General features: G+C 59.5%; 21 protein-coding genes. 6 read left to right on the top strand and 15 right to left on the bottom strand.

Features of this window, described 5'->3' with window-relative positions; translation table 11 throughout:
- From CCGE525_RS14320 to CCGE525_RS14310, 3 genes are read right to left on the bottom strand one after another with little or no spacing between them, the layout of a single operon-like run.
- Nucleotides 1-918 carry an ABC transporter permease subunit gene (locus CCGE525_RS14320; protein ID WP_120704854.1) on the bottom strand — a complete coding sequence of 306 codons (918 nt, stop codon included), beginning with the start codon at nucleotides 916-918 and terminating at the stop codon, nucleotides 1-3.
- Nucleotides 915-1,838: an ABC transporter permease subunit gene (locus CCGE525_RS14315; protein WP_120704853.1), complete on the bottom strand. Its 924-nt coding sequence runs from the start codon at nucleotides 1,836-1,838 to the stop codon at nucleotides 915-917. The genes CCGE525_RS14320 and CCGE525_RS14315 overlap by 4 nt, the downstream gene beginning before the upstream one ends.
- A 49-nt stretch (nucleotides 1,839-1,887) precedes the next feature.
- Nucleotides 1,888-3,468 (bottom strand): peptide ABC transporter substrate-binding protein, encoded by a 1,581-nt coding sequence (locus CCGE525_RS14310; protein WP_120704852.1) that lies wholly within the window; start codon nucleotides 3,466-3,468, stop codon nucleotides 1,888-1,890.
- Nucleotides 3,469-3,764: 296 nt separating this feature from the next.
- On the opposite strand from CCGE525_RS14310, the gene bglA reads away from it, so the two are divergent.
- Nucleotides 3,765-5,411: a beta-galactosidase BglA gene (gene bglA / locus CCGE525_RS14305; RefSeq protein ID WP_120704851.1), complete on the top strand. Its 1,647-nt coding sequence runs from the start codon at nucleotides 3,765-3,767 to the stop codon at nucleotides 5,409-5,411.
- Here bglA and ade read toward each other — a convergent pair whose 3' ends face one another.
- The 6 genes from ade to CCGE525_RS14275 form a co-directional block, all read right to left on the bottom strand.
- Nucleotides 5,412-7,109: an adenine deaminase gene (gene ade / locus CCGE525_RS14300; RefSeq protein WP_120704850.1), complete on the bottom strand. Its 1,698-nt coding sequence runs from the start codon at nucleotides 7,107-7,109 to the stop codon at nucleotides 5,412-5,414.
- Nucleotides 7,110-7,280: 171 nt separating this feature from the next.
- Nucleotides 7,281-7,685: an endonuclease domain-containing protein gene (locus CCGE525_RS14295; RefSeq protein WP_120704849.1), complete on the bottom strand. Its 405-nt coding sequence runs from the start codon at nucleotides 7,683-7,685 to the stop codon at nucleotides 7,281-7,283.
- Nucleotides 7,686-7,743: 58 nt separating this feature from the next.
- Entirely contained in the window at nucleotides 7,744-9,024 is a 1,281-nt protein-coding gene (locus CCGE525_RS14290) for an IS4 family transposase (RefSeq protein ID WP_245472019.1), read from the bottom strand.
- Nucleotides 9,025-9,218: 194 nt separating this feature from the next.
- Nucleotides 9,219-10,547 (bottom strand): omega-aminotransferase AptA, encoded by a 1,329-nt coding sequence (gene aptA, locus CCGE525_RS14285; RefSeq protein ID WP_120706412.1) that lies wholly within the window; start codon nucleotides 10,545-10,547, stop codon nucleotides 9,219-9,221.
- A 369-nt stretch (nucleotides 10,548-10,916) separates the two neighbouring features.
- The gene (locus CCGE525_RS14280; RefSeq protein ID WP_028751732.1) at nucleotides 10,917-11,234 is read right to left on the bottom strand and encodes an ArsR/SmtB family transcription factor; all 318 of its coding nucleotides are present in this window, start codon (nucleotides 11,232-11,234) and stop codon (nucleotides 10,917-10,919) included.
- A 113-nt stretch (nucleotides 11,235-11,347) separates the two neighbouring features.
- Complete coding sequence (locus CCGE525_RS14275; RefSeq protein WP_120704848.1) at nucleotides 11,348-12,097, bottom strand: HugZ family pyridoxamine 5'-phosphate oxidase; 750 nt, start codon at nucleotides 12,095-12,097, stop codon at nucleotides 11,348-11,350.
- A 162-nt stretch (nucleotides 12,098-12,259) separates the two neighbouring features.
- Between CCGE525_RS14275 and CCGE525_RS14270 the strand changes: the two genes are divergently transcribed.
- Nucleotides 12,260-12,652, top strand: a complete 393-nt coding sequence (locus tag CCGE525_RS14270; protein ID WP_120704847.1) for a GFA family protein — start codon at nucleotides 12,260-12,262, stop codon at nucleotides 12,650-12,652.
- Between the two features lie 17 nt (nucleotides 12,653-12,669).
- On the opposite strand, the gene CCGE525_RS14265 is transcribed toward CCGE525_RS14270, so the two are convergent.
- Genes CCGE525_RS14265 through CCGE525_RS14255 form a run of 3 tightly spaced genes read right to left on the bottom strand, consistent with a single transcriptional unit; the run spans nucleotide 12,670 to nucleotide 14,308 of the window.
- Nucleotides 12,670-13,377, bottom strand: a complete 708-nt coding sequence (locus CCGE525_RS14265; protein ID WP_120704846.1) for a GIN domain-containing protein — start codon at nucleotides 13,375-13,377, stop codon at nucleotides 12,670-12,672.
- 35 nt (nucleotides 13,378-13,412) lie between these two features.
- Nucleotides 13,413-13,985 (bottom strand): DUF1700 domain-containing protein, encoded by a 573-nt coding sequence (locus CCGE525_RS14260; protein ID WP_120704845.1) that lies wholly within the window; start codon nucleotides 13,983-13,985, stop codon nucleotides 13,413-13,415.
- Nucleotides 13,982-14,308, bottom strand: coding sequence for a PadR family transcriptional regulator (locus tag CCGE525_RS14255; RefSeq protein WP_120704844.1), 327 nt, complete (start codon nucleotides 14,306-14,308; stop codon nucleotides 13,982-13,984). Before CCGE525_RS14255 ends, CCGE525_RS14260 begins: the two co-directional genes overlap by 4 nt.
- 183 nt (nucleotides 14,309-14,491) lie before the next feature.
- On the opposite strand from CCGE525_RS14255, the gene CCGE525_RS14250 reads away from it, so the two are divergent.
- Complete coding sequence (locus CCGE525_RS14250) at nucleotides 14,492-15,457, top strand: alpha/beta hydrolase family protein (RefSeq protein ID WP_120704843.1); 966 nt, start codon at nucleotides 14,492-14,494, stop codon at nucleotides 15,455-15,457.
- Nucleotides 15,458-15,623: 166 nt separating this feature from the next.
- Here the strand turns inward: CCGE525_RS14250 and choV are convergent, their stop codons facing one another.
- The 3 genes from choV to CCGE525_RS14235 all read right to left on the bottom strand — a co-directional run bounded on the left by choV (nucleotide 15,624) and on the right by CCGE525_RS14235 (nucleotide 18,655).
- Nucleotides 15,624-16,673 carry a choline ABC transporter ATP-binding protein gene (gene choV, locus CCGE525_RS14245; protein WP_120704842.1) on the bottom strand — a complete coding sequence of 350 codons (1,050 nt, stop codon included), beginning with the start codon at nucleotides 16,671-16,673 and terminating at the stop codon, nucleotides 15,624-15,626.
- Nucleotides 16,670-17,527, bottom strand: a complete 858-nt coding sequence (choW, locus tag CCGE525_RS14240) for a choline ABC transporter permease subunit (protein ID WP_120706411.1) — start codon at nucleotides 17,525-17,527, stop codon at nucleotides 16,670-16,672. Before choW ends, choV begins: the two co-directional genes overlap by 4 nt.
- Nucleotides 17,528-17,698: 171 nt before the next feature.
- Nucleotides 17,699-18,655 (bottom strand): choline ABC transporter substrate-binding protein, encoded by a 957-nt coding sequence (locus CCGE525_RS14235; RefSeq protein ID WP_120704841.1) that lies wholly within the window; start codon nucleotides 18,653-18,655, stop codon nucleotides 17,699-17,701.
- 231 nt (nucleotides 18,656-18,886) lie between these two features.
- Here CCGE525_RS14235 and CCGE525_RS14230 point away from each other — a divergent pair, with 231 nt between their 5' ends.
- From CCGE525_RS14230 to CCGE525_RS14220, 3 genes are all read left to right on the top strand, one after another.
- Nucleotides 18,887-19,468 carry a thymidine kinase gene (locus tag CCGE525_RS14230; RefSeq protein ID WP_120704840.1) on the top strand — a complete coding sequence of 194 codons (582 nt, stop codon included), beginning with the start codon at nucleotides 18,887-18,889 and terminating at the stop codon, nucleotides 19,466-19,468.
- A gap of 96 nt (nucleotides 19,469-19,564) precedes the next feature.
- Nucleotides 19,565-19,951 carry a c-type cytochrome gene (locus tag CCGE525_RS14225; RefSeq protein ID WP_120704839.1) on the top strand — a complete coding sequence of 129 codons (387 nt, stop codon included), beginning with the start codon at nucleotides 19,565-19,567 and terminating at the stop codon, nucleotides 19,949-19,951.
- A gap of 81 nt (nucleotides 19,952-20,032) precedes the next feature.
- Nucleotides 20,033-21,055 carry a hypothetical protein gene (locus tag CCGE525_RS14220; RefSeq protein ID WP_120704838.1) on the top strand — a complete coding sequence of 341 codons (1,023 nt, stop codon included), beginning with the start codon at nucleotides 20,033-20,035 and terminating at the stop codon, nucleotides 21,053-21,055.
- Nucleotides 21,056-21,216 lie beyond the last annotated feature (161 nt).

Genomic DNA, 21,216 nt, shown 5'->3' with positions numbered 1-21,216 from the left:
TCAGCGATCCTTCGGATCGAAAGCGTCGCGCAAGCCGTCGCCGATGAAGAGCAAGCTCATCAGCAGGGCGACAAGGAAGCCGGCGGGAAAGAACAAGAGCCAGGGTGTGGTCTCCATGCCGGCCGCGCCATCGGCGATCAGCGTACCAAGTGAGGTCAACGGTTCCTGTACGCCGAAGCCGAGGTAAGAAAGGAAGCTTTCCGTGGCGATGATTTCGGGAATGGTGAGCGTCGCATAGATGACGACCGGCCCGACAAGGTTCGGAACGATGTGCTTCAGGATGATCTTGAACGATCGCTGGCCGGAGGCCCGCGCTGCTTCGATGAATTCCCGCTGCTTAATGGAGAGTGTCTGGCCACGCACGATACGCGCCATGGTCAGCCATTCCAGCGCACCGATCGCCGCAAACAGCAAGTAGACGTTGCGGCCGAAGATCACCATCAGCAGGATGACGAAGAGCACGTAGGGCAGGGCGTACATGATGTCGACGAAACGCATCATGATGGCGTCCACACGGCCACCGAAATAGCCCGAGACAGCGCCATAAAGCACACCGATGATAACCGAGACCAGGGTGGCGACGAGCGCGACGGTCAGCGAGACGCGCGTGCCGTAGAGCGTGCGCGCTAAGAGATCACGGCCGTTGCCGTCGGTACCGAAATAATGGCCGGCGGCGAAATCCGGCGGGCCACGGAAGGAGGTCCAATCCGGATCCTCGTAGTTGAAGGGAAGGAAGCTCGGGCCGAAAATGGCGATGAGGACCAGCAGCGCCAGCACAATGAGCGACAGCGCAGCTGCCTTGTTGCGCAGGAGGCGACGCATCGCGTCGCCGGTCAAGGAACGGCCCTTCGGCGCAAGTCCCTCGGCGGAGAGCAACTCCGCTTCCAGCAATTCTCGTTTTGCGGGGTTGAGGATCATCGCATTCTCACTTTCGGGTCGAGCCAGGCATAGGTGATGTCGACGAGCAGGTTCAGGAACACGATCAGCACCATGTAGAAGATGACCGTGCCGAGCACCATGCCGTAATCACGGTTGAGCGCAGCACCGACGAAATAGCGTCCGACGCCGGGAAGGCCGAAGATGCTTTCTACCACCAGCGAACCGGTGAGCAGGTAGCTTGCCGCCGGTCCGAGATAGGAGACGACAGGCATCATTGCCGGCTTCAGCGCGTGGCGCATGACGGTCAGGCGGGGGCCGATGCCTTTGGCCTTGGCAGTGCGTATGAAGTTTTGGTTCATCACCTCGATCATGGAGCCGCGCATCAGGCGCGAAATGCGCGCGGCATGAGGCAATGTCAGAACGACGACCGGAAGGATCAGGAACCTGATCGAGCCGTTACCCCAGCCGCCGACCGGCAGCCAGCCAAGCGTATTTCCGAAGACGAGCTGCAGAATAGGGGCGATCAGAAAGCTCGGCATCACCAGGCCGATGAGTAGCCCCCCGCCCAGCCAGTAGTCGGCGCTCCGGTTCTGGTAGAGCGCCCCAAGACAGCCGATGAATACGCCGATGATCGTGGCAAGAACGAAGGCGGCGCCGCCAATGGTAAGCGTGTAGGGAAAGCCCGACATGATCTGTTGGGTAACGGTGAAATCCTGGTTGGCGAAAGAGGGGCCGAGGTCACCCTTCAGCACATCGCCAACATAGATCAGATATTGTTCTGCCAGCGGCTTATCGAGATTGTAGTGGGCCGCGAGGTTGGCTTTGACTTCAGGCGGCAATGGCCGTTCGCCATCGAAGGGGCCGCCGGGAGCGAGGCGCAGGATGAAAAAACACACTGTCACGGCAATCCACAGAACGGGGATTGTCGACAGCAAGCGACGGAGAGCGTAGCGAAACATGGGTGCGTTGAGGCCCCGCCCGGCAAGAGCAGGCGGGGCCTTTTCCTATTTATTCTTTGATGGACAGCCAGCGAGTGCGGTGAATGTCCTGAATATTATCCACGAAGCCCTGGACCTTCGGAGCTACGATATTCTGGGAAACGTAGTAATAGATCGGGATCGCGGCGCTGTCGTCGAGCGCAAGCTGTTCGGCCTTCTTGTAGGCCTCGGCCCGCTTCTTCAGGTCGGTTTGCTCGTTACCCTCTTTGATCAGCGCGTCATATTGCGGGTTGCTCCAGCGGCCATAGTTCATTTCGACGCCGGTCGACAGGAGGTTCAGGAAATTGATCGGATCGTTGTAGTCGGCGAGCCAGCCGGCACGACCGATTTCCACTTGGCCGCGCTGCATTTCATCGTAATGCACCTTGGTCTCGGTGTTGTAGAGCTCGATATCGACACCGAGCGGCTTCCACATGGCAGCGATCGCAACAGCGATGCGCTTGTGGTTGTCGTTGGTGTTATAACGGAGCTGCGCCTTAAGCGGATGATCGGGGCCGAAGCCGGCTTCCTTGAGCAGCTTCTTGGCCTCCTCGACCTTCTGGCTATAGGGCTCGTCCTTCCAGCTTACATAGGCCGGCTCTCCGTAGTTGGCCGTGCCCGGCGGTACCCAGGAATACATCGGCAGTTCGCCGGTGCCGAGGATCTTCGGCCCGATGACTTCGCGATTGACGGCCATGGAGAGGGCCTGGCGGACACGCTTGTCGTTGAAGGGCGGCTTTGTGGCGTTTAGAACGTAATAATAGGTTCCAAGGAACGGAACCACATGCGCCTGATCAGGAAGGTTCTTGCGAATCCATTCAATCTGGTCGGCGGGGAAAGACGTCAGGATATCGAATTCGCCGGCGCGGTAGCGCTTCAGCGCTGCGGCCTGATCTTCCAGCGTATAGAAGTTGACGTTGTCGATCTTTACGTCCTTGGCGTCATAATACTGATCGTTCTTGACGTTGCTGACATGCGAGCCCGGCACCCATTCGGTCGGCTTGTAGGGACCGTTGGTGACGATGTTGCCGATCTTGACCCAGTCGTCGCCCTTTGCCTCAACAACGTGCTTTGGCAACGGATAGGCCGTGTAGTGCATCAAAGCGTTGAGGAAATAGGGGGTCGGGTTTTCGAGCGTGATTTCCAGCGTCTTGTCGTCGATCGCCTTGACGCCGAGCTGGCTGAGATCCTTGATTTCGCCCTTGTTGATCTTTTCCGCATTCAGGATCGTATATTGCAGGTAAGCGTATTGGGCGGCGGTCTTCGGGTCCATCAGGCGCTGGAAGGCGAAGACGAAGTCCTGAGCCGTTACCGGCTGGCCATCGGACCACTTGATGCCGTCACGCAGCTTGAAGGTATAGACCTTCTGATCGGGAGAAATGGTCCAGCTTGCTGCCTGGCCGGGGATCGGGTTGTCCTTGGGATCTTCCGTCACCAGGCCTTCGAAAATATCGCCGTCGATGCGGTTTTCCCAGTCGCCGGAAATTTTTTGCGGGTCGAGCGACGTAGGGTCGCCGCCATTGTGGATATTGAGGGTCGCGGCATGCGCGGAGACGCTCAACAGGGTGCCTATGAAGGCCGATGCGATGAATTTTTTGGTGAAATGAGTCATATCTTTCCCCACCTTTCTGGTGTTATAGGCCTTGTTTTTCAAGGCTGTTTTTGATCCCGCAGGTGACCTGTACGTGCAGGTCAATGTCGCAAGTTATCCGAAGCAACGTCGCTTTCAAGTCCCAAAGCGAGGCATGGCTCATGGTTGTGAATATCCACCTTGGCAGTTTTCCGAAACCACTTCACAAATTTTTGCTTACGCAATCCTGGGCTTCATGCTTCGTTCGGTTTGCAGCTTGCCGCCCAAGGCTTAGTGTGCGATCTGAAAAGCGATAGGAAATCAGGGCGGATTGTCTCATGAAATCAACGGGCAAAGCGGCGGGAGCCGATTGGTGGCGCGGTGCGGTGATCTATCAGGTCTATCCGCGGTCGTTTCAGGATACCGATGCCAACGGGCTCGGTGATATCAAGGGCATCACCCGGCGCCTGCCGCATATCGCCTCACTCGGGGTCGACGCCATTTGGTTGGCTCCGTTCTTCACTTCGCCCATGGCCGATATGGGTTACGATGTCGCCGACTATTGCGATGTGGATCCAATCTTCGGCACGCTCGCCGATTTCGATGAGATGATGACGGCCGCGCATGCGCTCGGCCTCAAGGTCATCATTGATCAAGTTATCTCGCATACGTCGGATCGCCACCCCTGGTTCGTCGAGAGCCGGGCGAGCCGCGATAATCCCAAAGCCGACTGGTATGTCTGGGCCGATCCGAAACCGGATGGCACGGCGCCGAACAACTGGCTGTCGATCTTCGGCGGGCCGGGCTGGGAATGGGATGGCGTGCGTCGGCAATATTACCAGCACAATTTTCTGACCTCGCAGCCGGATTTGAATTTCCACAATGGCGACGTCCAGGATGCCGTGCTCGCGGCGGTCAAGTTCTGGCTCGATCGCGGTGTCGACGGTTTCCGGCTGGATACGGTGAACTATTATTTCTGCGACAAGAAGCTGAGGGACAATCCGCCGGCCGTGGTTGCCACTGGCGGACTGGATGCGCCGGAAAGCAATCCCTATGGCATGCAGAACCATCTTCACGACAAGACGCAGCCGGAAAACATCGGCTTCCTGAAGCGTTTCCGCACGCTGCTCGATCAGTATGAGGGACGAACGACGGTCGGCGAAGTCGGCGACGGCGCTCGCTCGCTGCAGACGGTGGCCGCCTACACCAGCGGCGGCGACAAGCTGCATATGTGCTACACCTTCGATCTCCTCGGGCCGGATTTCACGCCGAAACATTTCCGTCGCTGCGTCAGCGATTTCCAGGAGAACGTCACCGACGGCTGGGTTTGCTGGGCCTTCTCCAACCACGACGTCCATCGTCATGTCAGCCGCTTTGCCGAAACGGAGGCCGAACAACCGCATGTTGCCAAGCTGGCGATTTCCCTGCTGTCCACCTTGCGCGGTTCGATCTGCCTCTATCAGGGCGAGGAATTGGGCCTGCCCGAGGCGGAACTCGCCTACGAGGATTTGCGGGATCCCTACGGCATCCGCTTCTGGCCGGCGTTCAAGGGCCGCGACGGATGCCGCACGCCAATGCCTTGGGAGGCGAGCCGCGTCCATGCCGGTTTCACCACGGCGGAGAAATCGTGGCTGCCGGTGCCTTATCAGCACGCTGCACTCGCCGTCGACAAGCAGCAGGCGGATGCACAGTCTGTGCTTCACCATTATCGCGAGACGCTCGCCTTCAGAAAGCAGCACGCAGCGCTCGTCGACGGCGACATGACATTCCTCGATACCAAAGAGAACGTCCTCGCCTTCACTCGCAAGAAGGGCAGTGAAACACTGCTCTTTGTCTTCAACCTGTCTCGCAAGCCCGTAAAGGTTGCTCTGCCAAAGGGGATCAAGGTGACGAAGACCGTGCCGATGCCGGGCTTTGCGACGGCCCATGCCAGCGAGGTGGTGACTCTTGCGGCGTTGGATGTGTTCTGCGGGCAGGTGGGATGATCACCCAATCAGCATAAACTTGTCGACATCGACAAGGCCCCGGTCCGAGATCTTCAGATGCGGGATGACCGGTAGTGGCAAGAAGGCGAGTTGCAGGAAGGGCTCTTCCAGTGTCGCGCCGAGGGCGTAAGCCGCCTGACGCAGATGATGCAGCGTATCGCGCACGCTTTCATAGGGCTCGAGGCTCATCAGGCCGGCAACGGGCAGGGCGATTTCGCCGGTGACGATGCCGTTCTCGACGACGACGAAACCGCCGTTGATTTCGCTAAGGCGGTTGGCGGCGCGGGCCATGTCGTCCTCGCTGACGCCGACGACACAGATATTGTGGCTGTCGTGACCGACCGTCGAGGCGATCGCACCCTTCTTCAGGCCGAAACCCTGGACGAAACCATTGGCATGATTGCCGTTCTTGCCGTGCCGCTCGATGACGGCGACCTTGATGATGTCATTGCCGAGGTCGATATCGGTTTGGTTGCCTTTGACCGGCAGGCTGTAACGGCGATGTTCGGTGATGATCTTGCCAGGGGTGACACCGATGACGGAGCTCTCGCCGTCGGTGACCGGCACGCCGAAATCGGCGGCGTTGATCGGGCGTGCCCTGACGCTGTCGAGGCCGACAGGTTCGACCGGCTTGCGGGTGGCGAAGAGCTCCGCGGTGACGCGCCGGCCCGCCGAGAAAACGATTTCCGCCTTGCAGTTCTCCAGACTGTCGATGATGACGAGATCGGCACGCCAGCCGGGTGCCACCAGGCCGCGGTCAAGCAAGCCGAAGGCGCGGGCAGCCGAGATCGAGGCAGCGCGATAGATCGCCAGCGGGCCTACGCCGTGGGCGATGGCCGTGCGGATCATGTAATCGAGATGACCCTGTTCGGCGATGTCGAGCGGATTGCGATCGTCGGTGCAAAGCGCCAGATAGGGCGACAGACGCTCGGTCAGGATCGGCATCAGGGCGTGCAGGTCCTTGGAGACCGAACCCTCCCGCACCAGGATATGCATGCCCTTGCGGATCTTTTCGAGAGCTTCCTCGGCAGTGGTCGATTCATGCTCGGTGCGGATGCCGGCGGCGAGATAGCCGTTTAGGTCGTTGCCGCGCAGCAGCGGCGCATGGCCGTCGATATGGCCGCCCTGGAAGGCGTCGAGTTTGGCCATGCAGATGGGATCTTTGTGTACGACGCCTGGGAAATTCATAAATTCCGCCAGGCCGATGACTTTTGGATGGTCGCGGAAGGGCAGGAGCCGCTCGATCGGCAGATCGGCGCCCGATGTTTCCAGATGCGTTGCGGGTACGCAGGATGAGAGCTGGACGCGGATGTCTATGATGGTTTCCAACGAGGAATCCAGGAAATACTGGATACCTTCCGTACCAAGTACATTGGCGACCTCATGCGGATCGCAGATCGCCGTGGTCACGCCGTAGGGCAGGACGCAGCGGTCGAACTCATGCGGCGTCACCAGCGAGGATTCGATATGCAGATGCGTGTCGATGAAGCCCGGGACAACAATTCTGCCGGAAATGTCGATTTCGGTTTTGCCTTTGTAAGTGCCGCAGGTGCCGACGATACGATCGCCGCAAATGGCGATATCCGAGTCGACGAGGTCCCCCGTCACCAGGTCGAAGAACTGCCCGCCCTTGAGCACAATATCCGCCGGCTCCCGGCCAACGCCCTGGTCGATATAGCGTTCGAGTTTGGTGGTCATGGTTTTTCCCACATCCGCTGTGATTCCGTGTCGCCCCTCACTCTAGCCCTCTCCCCGTTTTACGGGGAGAGGGGATCTGTCCGAATTTGTTGATAGAGCAGTGTTTCTCGGTTCCGCGAGTCTCGACAGACTCCCTCTCCCCGCATGCGGGGAGAGGGCGGGGGTGAGGGGCTATTTCAGAGATGCTGCCGGAAGAAACTTAAAATCGCGAGCCAACACAGCTTCGGTTAATCTGCCATCACAAATAGCCACGATAGTTTCGAGAACCGAGGGCATAGATGTTAACACATCAACATTCCAAAAGCGGGCAACTGACCAGCCTTCGGCAATCATGAACTCATCGCGAACTCCATCGTGTTTATTATCCACATGCTGGCTGCCGTCGATTTCGACAACAAGGCACCGCTCGCGGCACGCAAAGTCCGCGAAATATGGACCAATCGGAAACTGCCGAACGAATTTGAAATTGTTTAGTCGTCGGTTTCGGACTTCCGACCAAAGTTTTGCTTCGGCATCGTTCTCGGCTTGACGGAGGCTGCGCGCGCGGTGTGTCGTCTTTAGCTCCGGCCCCCGCATTTTATTGTCCCCGTGGAAAGCCCCTCACCCTAGCCCTCTCCCCGCAGGCCTATTAGATTCACACATAGTCGCAAGCGGAGAGGAGAAGGGATACGCCGCGCTTGGCTGCTTGGAACTGTTGCCAGCCGTCGAGCATGACGATTGGGCCCGGCTTGCCGTAGTAGCCGGTCCAACCGCCGAGGCGGGCGCAGACCCAGGCGGCATAGGCCAGCGAGCCTTTGGGATGAGGGTTCTTCTGTCTGGCGGTCGTGCCCTCCAGCTTGGCGCTGAAGGCTTCCAGAAGCGGCCGGTCGCTCGGCTCGAAGGCGTCTTCGATGGGGCGCAAGGCGCCGCCCGGAGGAGCGCCGTCGCGCGAATGCACCAGTTGCTGCACAATCACGGCCGCGACGAAGGCGGCCATCACTAGATTGCTCAGCGGCACCTCGTCCTCGATGCGCAGGGCTTCGATATCAAAGCCCTGCGTCTTCAGGGTGCGGAACAATTGCTCGATTGCCCAGCGGCGGCGATAAAGGGCGATGACCGCCGCCGCCTGGCCTGCATCCGACACCTCGTAGGTTGTCAGCAGCCGCCAATGGATCGGCGTCTCGCCCGGCGGCGGTGCGCTCTCGCGCACATCCACCAGAAAGAGGCGCACACCATCCGGGACGTTGTTGTAGATGCCATTCTTCGGGCGCGGCAATGTCACCGCACTGAAGCGGATCGCCAACTGCGCGTCGCGCTCTTTGCGGCCCGGCTTGGCCGGCAGCGTGAAGGCCAGGCTTGCCGCAACCGGCAAGGCGTCCGCCATGGCCAACAGCGACGGCTGGTCCTTACCGAAGCTGCGATCCCAAGCCATCCGGATGACGAGATCGACATTGGCGGGCCGTCGGGTGAAGGCCTCGTAGATATCGCTTTCGCGGTCGGCGATGACGGTGATGTGGCGCGCGGCCGCGCAAACCTGCGCGGCGCGGTCGGCGCCCTCCAGCCAGCGATAGCTTTCCTTCTCCTCGATCGGACGCGCGCGCTGCGTGCCGCGCTTGCCTTTGTCGCGGCTTAAAAACTGCCCATGGATCGCGCCGATGATCGCGCCATCATCCGCATCGACCCCGATCATCGCATGCAGGTAAAGACCGCCACCGCCGCCGGAGCGCACCACCGTCGTATCCTGAATGGCCAAGATATGCCGATCCGCGCAACGGCTGGCCGTGCGCAACGCCGCCGCATCGATCATCGCCTGCGGATCAACCGCATCATTGCGCAAAAACCGGCTCAAGCGGATCTCTCCAGCCCGATTGCCGCCGAGCTTGCGCACCCGCATCCCCTGGCCAGCCGTCTCAACAAGGCGCTCCAGCAAGAACACCCCCCTTTTTCCAAGCGACGGTCGCCAAACCGTCCCAGGCCCAAATCACCCATCGCTTAATTCTCCTGCTTTTTGCAGAAGAATCAGAACTCCACTCCATAGGCAATTCTAAATGTGTGAATGCCATAGCCCCGCAGGCGGGGAGAGGGAATTTTTCGAGTTCGCGGATCGGATAGCGCCCATGAAAAGTCGAACTAGATATTATTCTGCAAGATATCCCTGAGCTTGCCGAAGAGTTCGTCGATATGGTGCTTCTCGATGATCAGCGGCGGCGAGAGCGCGATGATATCGCCGGTGGTGCGGATCAGCAGGCCCTTTTCGTAGGCCTTGAGGAAGGCAGTGAAGGCGCGCTTCGTGGGTTCGCCGGCGATGGGGTCGAGCTCGATGGCGCCGATCAGGCCGGTGTTTCGGATGTCGATGACGTTCGGGCAGTCCTTCAGGGAGTGCAGCGCATCGGCCCAGTAGTCCGAAAGCTCGGCAGCACGCGTCAACAGGCCTTCCTCCTTGTAGGTATCGAGCGTGGCGAGAGCAGCGGCAGAGGCAATCGGGTTGCCGGAATAGGTGTAGCCATGGAAGAACTCGATCATGTGCTCGGGTCCCTGCATGAAGGCGTCGTGAATTTCCGAAGTCACAAAGACCGCGCCCATCGGGATGACGCCGTTGGTCAGACCCTTGGCTGTGGTGATCATGTCCGGCTTCACGTCGTAATATTGCGCGGCGAAGGGGGTGCCGAGGCGGCCGAAACCGGTGATGACTTCGTCGAAGATCAGCAGGATGCCGTGCTTGGTGCAGATTTCGCGCAGCTTCTGCAGATAGCCCTTCGGTGGGATCAATACGCCGGTGGAACCAGCGACCGGCTCGACGATGACGGCAGCGATGGTCGAGGGGTCATGCAGGGTGACGATACGCTCCAGCTCGCTGGCGATGTCGCCGCCGTGCTCGGGTTCGCCACGGGTGAAGGCATTCTTGCCGGGAACATGCGTGTGGGGCATATGGTCGACGCCGGTGAGCAGCGTACCAAACATCTTACGGTTGGAGACGATGCCGCCGACGGAGATGCCACCGAAGTTGACGCCGTGATAGCCGCGCTCGCGGCCGATGAGGCGGAAGCGCGAGCCGTTGCCCTTCACGCGATGATAGGCAAGCGCCACCTTGAGTGCGGTCTCGACCGATTCAGAACCCGAATTGGTATAAAGAACATGGTCCATGCCTTCGGACGCGATATCCACCAGCCGGTTCGCCAGCTCGAAGGCCTTGGGATGGCCGAGCTGAAAGGCCGGTGCATAGTCGAGTTCGCCCGCCTGCTGGCGAATGGCCTCAGTGATCTTCGGCCGGCAGTGGCCGGCATTCACGCACCACAGGCCTGCCGTTCCGTCCAGTACCTGCCGCCCGTCATGGGTGGTATAATACATATCCTTAGCGCCGACGAAGAGGCGCGGTTCCTTCTTGAACTGGCGATTGGCGGTAAACGGCATCCAAAATGCGCGCAGATCGTTGGGGGTGGCATTCAAACGGTCGGACATGCTGTTCTCCATGGCCATTCGGGGGCCATTTCCCGATCGCGGCGTGGAACCGCGTGATTATTTACTGCCCGGTCAAATTATCAGCCGGCCTCTTGGCGTCAAGACAAAGGTGGGCGCCGAAGATGACGGGTGGTCCATCGTGGTTTCATTTTGGTTCTGTCTCGTGCGATATATTGCTGCCCGCAGCGATGCCACCTTGCCGCATGGGCTAATCCAAGGGTGAGCGCCTAACGCGAAAAGGCTGGCAAATTGGGAAATTTGCCAGCCAAATCAATTATATATGTGGTAATGAAAGCGGCCGGATCTTAAGGTTGGAATAATCTTTTCCGAAAAGATCCTGCCTCGGATACTTAGAGCCAATTTTGGCTATTAAGCAGCCGATCTACTTTTTTCCGGTTCGCAATAAATGTCTTCCAGCGTTTCCAGAACCCGAATGACCGAGTCCGAAGTGCTGGAGTAGTAAATCGTTTGGGCGTCACGGCGGGTCTTCACCAGCTTCTGGGCACGCAGCTTCGAAAGATGCTGGGAAAGTGCAGATTGGCTGAGCCCCACCTGGTTGGCCAATACGCCAACCGGAACTTCACCCTTGACCAGGCTGCAAAGAATCATGAGGCGCTTCGGGTTCGCCATTGCAGATAATAATGCTGCCGCCACGTTGGAGTGTTCGGCCAAATTTCTTGTCTTCATCTTCTAATCTTCCTAATGCGGAGCGTACATCAGAAATTGCGATATTTCTAATCGGCGAGTTAATCCGATAAGTAACAATACCAATATAGGCCAAAGATTGTATATACCTAAATTTAAGGTATCGAGTATGCTATTTTAGATATGTATGTATGAGCGTCCGACAGCTCCCCTAAAGGCGGGTTGAATTCCCATCTCAGGGCCTCATCTCCCCAAATTAGGTCGATTCCTGCCATATCTAAGCCACAAATACGCCAATTTTTGCCACCGGAGCCCCTCAGTCTACCCACAATGGTTGTGACGATATCTGGGTAGTGGGCTAGTAATTCTCGCACTGTCGCATCTGCCTGTTCGGCAAGCACCTCGTTCGCTGCCGAAAGAATCATCAGATCGTCACCCGGCAAAATATAGGCCTTTCCGAAACCACCATTCAGGCTGGCGGCAAGCGGTACGAGGCGGAAAAAGCAGAAATCCGAAAAGTCGGCATAGAGCTTCGCCTTGGGATGGCGGGCAAGAAAACGTGAACGAATGCGTCCGTGCAGACGGTTTCCGTGATCGACACGCTCGGCGCTGCATTGAACACTGAGGCGTGGATGGGCGAGCGGATCGCCCTTGCCGGGCTCGCCGAAGAGGGCTGAAGCGCGCGGGTCTTTCGACAATGCCTTGGTATGAGCTGAAAGGCCGGAGACCAGAATGACCGGTACGCCGTCGATATCCGTACCGGTCAACACGCGGCTGACGGATGGGAAGCCGGTCTCCGGATCGATGACGGCGAGGGCCGCATAGCGGGCGGAGCGCAGCAAGATGCGTGCCTGCCTGCGTGCCTCGTCATCGGTTTCCCGCAGCACGGATGGCTTGTCGTTCATGGTGATCTCCGTCATCTGACATTCGGGGAACGTGGCAGGTGTGCTCGCCTCGAGCGCGGTATCCTATCGGCGAGGGTAGCATATGCAAAGCGACGTGTTCCGAGGATAGCTGTATAATAAAGCCGATTATTCCCGCCCGCTTGATCTTAGAGGAGACGCAATATGGATCGTTTTACAGGCAGTTGCCTGTGCGGCAACGTCCGCATTGTGGCGTCGGGACTCCCGTACCGGGTCGGCATTTGCCACTGCCTCGATTGCCGAAAGCATCATGGTGCCCTTTTTCATGCTTCTGCGATCTTCCCTCAGGATGCAGTGACGATCGATGGCGAAACACGCGACTACGCCGGGCGGTTTTTCTGTCCCCGCTGCGGCTCGTCCGTTTTCGCACGTACCGCAGACGAGATCGAAGTGAGCCTAGGATCTCTGGATGCCCCTGACCAGCTGATGCCAACCTATGAACTCTGGACTGTCCGTCGCGAGTCCTGGCTGCCGCCGTTTCCGCTCAAGAGGCGATACGACCGCGACCGTGACGCGACGAGCCGCTTTGAGGAGTAGGGCGCGAGTTGGCGGAGCTACGGCACTTGCTCGATGTGGCCACTGCCTTTGATCTCGGAACGCCGCAAGATCGGGCGACCGAACAGCTCGACATTTCCGCTTCCGGAAATCGAGACGTCTGCATCCGACTGCGCAGTAAGTTGCACGTCGCCACTGCCACGAACTTCAATCTGCGCGGATTTCGCGGTCAAGTTTTTGAGCCGCGCCGCGCCCGAACCGGAGATGTTCAGGCCGACCGTTTCGGTGGCTCCCGTCGCGGCAACGCTGCCGCTGCCGCGGATGCTCAGCCGCAACCGAGGCTGATTGATCTCCGACAAGGTAAGATCTCCACTGCCGAGTAATTTCCATTCGGTTATCGCCGGTCCCGACAAGCTGACATCGAGCCGGGATTCAAGCCAGCCCGGATCACAATCCAAACTCAATTTGCCGCCGTCCATCCGCACGTGGTCGAGAAGGGCGGGATCGCCGCTCACGATCGTCTCCGCCTTGTCCCCCGGCTGGTAGTGGACCGAAGCCGGCAGGTCGATCGCCAGACTGTCGCCGGCGGCGAAGGGCAGGGTAACCTGCTGTCTGGTGGATGCGGTCGATCCGCAGGTGGACGGCATGGCACCCCACAAATGTCTTGCGTTGGCCCAATCCTGTCGGGAAAGTCCGATGCCCAACGCCAGAAAGACGACTGCACCGATTAGTCCCGTCGTCGCGACGAATGCCAATTTCCCAGTCATTGTCCGGTTTCCTTCAGATCGGTGTGATGCAACGCTCAAACGCGGTCGTGGTCCGATTGAGCCAGGCGGTAATGCAAGCGGGCATAGTGTCCGAATATGCGTATGCCCGCGCCCATCCCCAGCAGCAGCAAGGCGCCACCGCCGAGAAGGCAACTCATCAGCCCGGCGCCGATGAAGACGCGGCTCAAAGTCGCCGTGACCGCGCCGCCAAGGTCAAACAGCAGCGTGGTGAGAATGATCTTGAGGCCTATCGCGCCGATGGCCAGTAGCGCGATGGCAAGGCCGAGCACAACGAAGATCGTGACAATGAGCAGCGGCAAGAGGAAAAAGATGTCGACAATGGCGAGGCCAGCCAAGGCCAGCGCGGCCGCCAACATGTTCGAGACGCTCCAGTGGGCTTCAAATCGGCGTAGTCCGGCCTCGGCCCGTAACTCCCGGGCAATCCTGGCCGGGTCGCCCAACGCCGCCGCGACCTCCGTCTCGCTGCGGCCGGAGGCATCGGATTCGGCGAAATGAGCGGAATAGTCGTCAACGATATCCTCGATCTCTTTAGGCGGCAGACCGGCGAGCCCCAGTCTCAGCGTGCGCAAGAAGGCGTCCCTGGTCATGGCAAATCCTCAAGAAGTTTATCGACTGCGCCCGTGAAGGAGCGCCAGTCGCGACGATGAGCTTCGAAAATCGTCCGGCCCAACGGCGTGAGCCGATAATATTTGCGGGGCGGCCCGTTGCTTGACTCGACGATGCGCGTGGCGACGAGGCCGTCATTCTGCATCCGCCGCATCAGAGGATAGATCGTACCTTCCCCCATGCCGACGGCGGCGACCAACGTGCTGGCGATTTCGTAGCCATAGCTTTCGCCTCGCGACAGCACGGCTAGGACGCATAGATCAAGAGCGCCTTTTCGCAATTGGACTTGGATCGAGTCGGTCATGGCGAGCCCCGGTTTACAATCTGAATATAACAAGCTACCTGTTTATGCAAGGTAGTAGTTAGTCTGCATCCGGCGTGGGTCTCAGGCACTCCTGATGCTGTCACGATCATCCACCGCTAGGCTGCATTTTCATGAGCGGACCGACCCTGCCGACGATTACTTCTCGTTAAAGGAGCTATGACAATGACCCGCCTGAGCTTCATCCTTGCCGCTTTCCTTTGTCTTGCGGCCTCACTGGCGCATGCAGCCGGCTTCCAATTCATCGAGGTGCCGGGCAGCGGGCCACTTCAGCCACTGGAAGGGGCGGTCTGGTATCCGTGCGCTCAGTCGGCAAACGAAGTGAAACTTGGCCCCTTCATCATGTCCGTCGCCAAGGATTGCCCGATTACGGGCAAGAGACTGCCGCTTGTCATCATCTCGCATGGCAGGGGCGGCGCCTTCTTCGATCATCATGATACGGCTGAGATCTTGGCGAATGCCGGCTTCATCGTCGTCGCCATCAACCATCCCGGCGACAATGCGATGGACAAGAGCCGTACCGACGAATTCTCGGTCTTTGTGGATCGCCCAGCGGACATCAGGCGGGCGATCGACTTCGTGCTCGGCCCATGGCCTGATTCCGCAAGCGTCGATGCCGCCCGCATCGGCATTTTCGGCTTTTCACGCGGGGGCTACACCGGTCTCGTCGCTATAGGCGCCAACCCGTTTTTCGGCAAGCGCTTGAGGCTATGTGAAGGCAAGGACAGCGCGCCCTGCGATCAGGTTCACAAAGGAGAGCTCCCTGAACTCGCCCACGACCCACGCATCAAGGCTGCAGTGATCGCCGACCCGCTCAGCATCTTCTTCACGGAGGAGAGTTTCAAAAAGGTAACGGTGCCAGTGCAGCTATGGGCCTCCGAACAGGGCGGCGGCGGCGTGACGCCGGAGAGCGTCTTGGGCGTAGCCAACCAGTTGCCGTCAAAACCGGATTTTCACGTGGTGCCCAATTCCCAGCATTTCGCCTTTCTCGCCCCTTGTCCGGCGGAATTGACAAAGATCGCGCCCGAAGTCTGCACCGACGGACCGGGCTTCGACCGAACGGCGTTTCACAAGGAATTTGATGCTGAAGTACTTGCATTTTTTCGCAAATATCTCGCGAGCACGCAATAAGCTTAGGGATACCTGGCATTGCACCGAAATATGCGGTGAAGGAGGGGATGGCCGGGACTTGCATGAGCCATCCGTTCCCAAGTTCTTATAGGGTGTATTGTTGCCGTTCCATGCGCTCGCGAAGGAATTTATCAAGCCCCTCTTGGAGGTGGAGGGGCTTTGAAATCTATTCCTTCCGCCGGTGGCTGGTGAGGCCGGCCACGACATCCTGCGCGGAAATCGTCCCGATAATCGCGCCGTTGTCGACGACGCCGATGTTGCCCGGCTGACGTGTCAGTGCGTCGAGAATATCGATGAGCGGCGTCGTGGCAGTTGCTGTCGCAGTGACCGAGCCGCCTGTTGCGGTGTGGCCGAGGCCCCGCTGCATGACGTCGCGAGCGGTCAGCATGCTGATCGGGTTCATGTGCTGCACGAAGTCGGCAACATATTGATCGGCGGGATTTTTGACGATTTCCTGCGGTGTGCCGCACTGGATGATGCGTCCGCTCTCCATGATGGCGATGCGGTTGCCAATGCGGAAGGCCTCGTCGAGATCGTGGCTGACGAAGAGGATCGTCCGCTTCAGGCGGCGCTGGAATTCCAGAAGCTCATCCTGCAGGCGGGTGCGGATCAGCGGATCGAGCGCCGAGAACGGCTCGTCCATGAGCAAGATCGGTGCGCCCGTGGCAAAGGCGCGGGCGAGACCGACGCGCTGCTGCATGCCGCCGGAGAGTTCGTTGACCCTCCGGTTGGCCCATTGCGTCAGGTTGACGAGTTGCAATTGTTCGTCGACGCGTTTCTTGCGCTCGGCTTCCGTCACGCCGGCAAGCTCCAATCCGAAGCCGACATTGTCGGCGACGGTGCGCCAGGGCAGCAGTGCGAACTGCTGGAAGACCATGGAGACGGTGTGCATGCGCAGGTTTCGCAGCGCCTTGGGGCTGCAGCTATAGGGGTTGACCGGCCCGGTTTTGCTGTTGACGAGGACATCGCCGCGCACCACTGGCGCCAATCCGTTGACGGCACGCAGCAGCGTCGACTTGCCGGAGCCGGACAAGCCCATGAGCACGAGGATTTCGCCTTCCTCGATCTCAAGGGTGGCATTGGCGACGCCGAGCACCAGGCCGGTCATCTTGCTGATCTCATCGCGGGACTTGCCCGCGTCGGCGAGCTTGAGTGCTGCCTCGGGGCGGTCGCCGAAGATGATGCTGACATTTTTGAAGCCGACGGCGGTGGTCATGAATTTTCTCCTTCGCCGGGGGCACGGAACATGCGGTCGAGAATGATTGCCAGGATGACAATGCACGCGCCGGAATCGAAGCTCTTGGCAACGTTGACGTTGTTCAAGGCGCGCAGCACCGGCACGCCGAGGCCAGGCGCGCCGACGAGCGCAGCGATGGACACCATGGAGAGCGAGAGCATGATCGTCTGGGTCAGGCCGGCCATGATCTGCGGCGTCGCGAAGGGGAGCTCGACCTTGCGCAGCACCTGCCGCTGCGTTGCGCCGAAGGACTCGGCTGCTTCGACGAGAGATGGCGGTGTCGATATGATGCCAAGACGGGTCATGCGGATCGGTGCGGGGATGGCGAAGACGACGGTAGCGACCAGCCCCGGCACCATGCCGAGACCAAGCAGGATCATCGCCGGCACCAGATAGACGAAGGTTGGGATGGTCTGCATCAGATCGAGAACCGGCCGCATGAAGGCATAGAGCCAAGGGCGGCGGGCCGCAGCGATGCCGAGGGGAACCCCGACGAGCATGCTGACGAAGGTCGAGGCCAGCACCAGTGCCAGCGTCTCGGTCGTTTCCTTCCAATAGCCCTGATTGATGGTGATCAGCAGACCGATCAAAGTCAGAGCCGTGACAGGAATACTCCGGCGCAGCCAGTAGGCAATGGCCGCAAAAACGACGACGACGATCAAGGGATGCGGCGCCTGCAGCACATATAGCAGCGCGGTGATCACATGGGCGACGACGAAGGAAAGTCCGTCGAAAAACCATGTGACATTGCTCGTCAGCCAATCCACGACGGCCTTGGCCCATGGACCGATGGGGATGCGATAATCGGTTAACCAGTTCACGTCTTTGCCCACCATTGGGGCGGCGATTCCGGACGTCTCAAGTGGTTCCGGATGGGGCCGCCGGAGAATAACGGCCTATGGCGCCACGCGGGTCGCTACCCGATCTGCGGCGCGATAGGAGGGAAGCAGTCTCTCGTTCAGGCAAGAGAAAGGGGCGGTTGAGCCGCCCCTTATCCCCGGATGTTACAGGCCGAGTTTGGACTTGACCGCCGCGAGCCCGTCGCCGCCGTCTTTGGTGGTGACGCCGGCGAGCCAGGGGGTGATCGCCGTCGGATTGGCTTTGAGCCATTCCGTGGCAGCCACTTCAGGATCCTTGCTGTCGTTCAGGATCTTGCCCATGATGTCGTTTTCCATCGGCAGCGAGAAGACGAGGTTTTTGACGAAGGCGCCGACATTCGGGCATTGCTGCAGGTAGCCTGCCCGGACGTTGGTGTAGACGGTCGCGCCGCCGAAATTCGGTCCGAAGACGTCGTCACCGCCGGTAAGGTAGGTCATCTTGTAGGTGTTGTTCATGGGATGCGGGGCCCAGCCGAGGAAGATGATCGGCTTGCCTTCCTTATCGGCGCGCGAAACCTGCGCGAGCATGCCCTGCTCGGAGGATTCGACCACTTCGAAGCCCTTCAGGCCGAAGGTGTTCTTGTCGACCATGTCGATAACCAGGCGGTTGCCGTCATTGCCCGGCTCGATGCCGTAGATCTTGCCGTCGAGATCGTCCTTGTGGGCGGCGATATCCTTGAAGTCCTTGATGCCGAGCGCGGCTCCCTTTTCGTTGGTCGCCAGTGTGTACTTGGCACCTTCCAGGTTGGCGCGAACCGTTTCGACAGACTTGTCTGCGGCAAACGGCTTGATGTTCTCGGCCATGGAGGGCATCCAGTTGCCGAGGAAGACGTCGATGTCCTTGTTCTTCAGCGACTGATAGGTCACCGGAACAGCGAGCACCTTGATGTCGGTGTCGTAGCCGAGGGCCTTCAGAAGGATAGAGGCCGTCGCCGTGGTCGAGGTAATATCGGTCCAGCCCACATCGGCGAAATGCACGGTGCCACAGCTTGCCGCTTCAGCGGCGGAAACGGTGGTTGCACCGAGCGTCAGCGCGGAGAGAGCTGAAGCGAAAGCAAATGCTGTAAAAGTCATTTTTATCATTGTGTAACTCCCAGTCTAGCGTTCCCAAGCAACCACCAATAACTGACATTTTCAAGCGACCTCAGTGTATTTGCGCCGGTTTGCAGGGGCTGAATGCGACTTCTGCATTTTCCGGTCGAATGTGTCCGCCGTTCTGTCCCGCACGCCGCCTCTCGCAATTCCTGTGGTTTTCGCCTACGGCGTCTTTCCTTCCGGCAACGGAGCACCCATGAAGCCCGCAAGGAGAATATCATGGCCAAGCTCTACTTCCACTATTCGACGATGAACGCCGGCAAATCGACCATGCTGCTGCAGGCCGCTTACAACTACCAGGAACGCGGCATGCGGACGGTTGCCTTCATCGCCGCGCTCGATGATCGTGCCGGTCGTGGAAAGATCGCCTCGCGCATTGGCCTGGAGATGGCCGCCACTCCCTTCGACGAGTCGGACGATCTCTTTGCGATGGTGGACAATCTGCACGTCGGGGAGCCGCTTGCCTGCGTCTTCATCGACGAGGCACAATTTCTGTCGCGCGAGCAGGTCTGGCAGCTTGCCCACATTGTCGACCGCCTTGGCGTACCCGTCATGGCTTATGGTCTGCGCACCGATTTCCAAGGCAAGCTGTTTCCGGGCTCGCAGGAACTTCTGACGATCGCCGACGAGATGCGTGAAGTGCGGACGATCTGCCATTGCGGCCGCAAGGCGACGATGCTGGTGCGCCTGGATGGACAGGGCAGGGTGGTGCACGAGGGTGCACAGATTGAGATCGGCGGCAGCGACAAATATGTCTCGCTCTGCCGCCGTCACTGGGAGGAGGCGATAGCCGGGGAGTGAAGTGCCCGCGGCATTGCGTCATCCCGCAAGCGGCAGTGAATTTCTCTATGGTCGCGGCAATTGGGATCGCTTCGAGATGTCCGATCGGGAGGAGCTATGAAATTGCGCTGTCTGGCGGCCGCGGCTGCCGTTCTTTTGTCTGCCTCCGCCGCCCTTGCCGACGGAGACGCAGTAGCGGGCGCGGCAGTCTTCAAGAAATGCGCCGTCTGCCACACGGCGACCGCGCATGAAAACCATGTCGGCCCGTCGCTGATGGGTGTGGTCGGTCGCCCAGTGGCCTCCGTCCCGGATTACAATTATTCGCCCGCTATGAAAGCGTTCGGCGCCGGTGGTAAAGTCTGGGACGAGGCGCTGCTGCGAAAATACCTGCCCAGTCCGCAATTCCTCGTGAAAGGCACGAAGATGACTTTCCCCGGTTTGAAGAGTGACAAGGATCTCGACAATTTGATCGCCTATCTGAAGAGCCCGGCTGTTGCGCCGTAAGGCAGGTTTATGCGTTCAGGCATTTTCTTTGCGCGTTTAAGCGGTTAGTCTCGCCAATGACGGCAATTGAGAGATGCTTTCATGGTCAAGGTCCACTCCTTCGGCGGCGAGATCGACAAGGCGCGCGCGACGCTCGACAACGCGATCAAAGGCATGGATGCGGCTAATGCCGGGCTCAGTCGCCACACCAAGAGCGACGGACGTCTCGACACCATCAATTTCCCGGTTGAAGAGGCGTTGGTGCGTGAGACCATCGAGTTGCTCGACCGCTGGAAGGCCCGGAGCCTGTCGTTGGTGAAAGAGCTCGATCTGGCTACCGCAAGCGCAGACTTACAGCACCGGCGGCTGTTCGATGAAAAGGCCGGGATCGACACTTCCGGGGGACCGGGGCGCAAGGTCGGGATGGGCCATGCCAAGCCGGCGTCGATCGCGGCCGATCTCGAGGCGGCGCTGGCGGCTTCAGCTTCCCTCGACGCCCAGTTCAAGACCGCCCGGCCGGCGCTGGTTCGATCCTTTCGCGACTGTGAGTCGCATCTGGAGCGGATCATCGAGCGGCGACGACACATTGATTTCGATATCGAGCAGCTGCAGCGCCAAACCGATGCCTTAATTCCGAGAATTGCCGACCGCCGCAGTAGCATCCCTTCTGCTCATGATGCCGGTTCCCGATCCGAATTGGAGACCGAATATCACAGGCTGCTTGCCGAACAAGGTGCTCTCCGTGAGCAGGAGCGGACTTTGCAGCCGGGGCGAGCCGCGCTACAGCGGCTCATTGATATCTATGAGGAACTGGCTGACGTCCTGAACGCGGAAATCGCGGCTGTCAACGCGATGACGGGCAAGCTGACTGTCGATATCGAGCAGCGGATTGCTTTGCTGAAGGCCGTGACGTCGGAAGTCGTACCGGCTCTGCCCTCCACCGAAAGACCAGAGCTGGTCGCAGCTCTGATCGCGACCTTCGAGGAGAATGTGCTTGCAGGGCACGATCTCGCAGCGCGCAAGGCTCGCGCCGACGATATCTTTACACGGCGGCTGGACCCGCGTCCGCCGCCTGCGCCAGCGACCATGATCGAGCCGCCGGCAGAGATCGAGCCGGAGAGCTGATCGTCGTCCCAGGTTGAAAAATGACAACAGCCGGTTGCTGTCTCCTCCGGGAACACATATCTGCTGGAGCGAGAATAGCCATAGGCTGCATATAGTTCGAAAATCCCGATCGGTTTTCCGACTCTATGTGGATTGAAGGTGTACTGCGCCCATTGCTCGTC

Source organism: Rhizobium jaguaris (assembly GCF_003627755.1).
Classification (GTDB): domain Bacteria; phylum Pseudomonadota; class Alphaproteobacteria; order Rhizobiales; family Rhizobiaceae; genus Rhizobium; species Rhizobium jaguaris.
The sequence above is the reverse complement of the archived record's forward strand: the minus strand, read 5'-3'. Positions and strand labels throughout refer to the sequence as shown.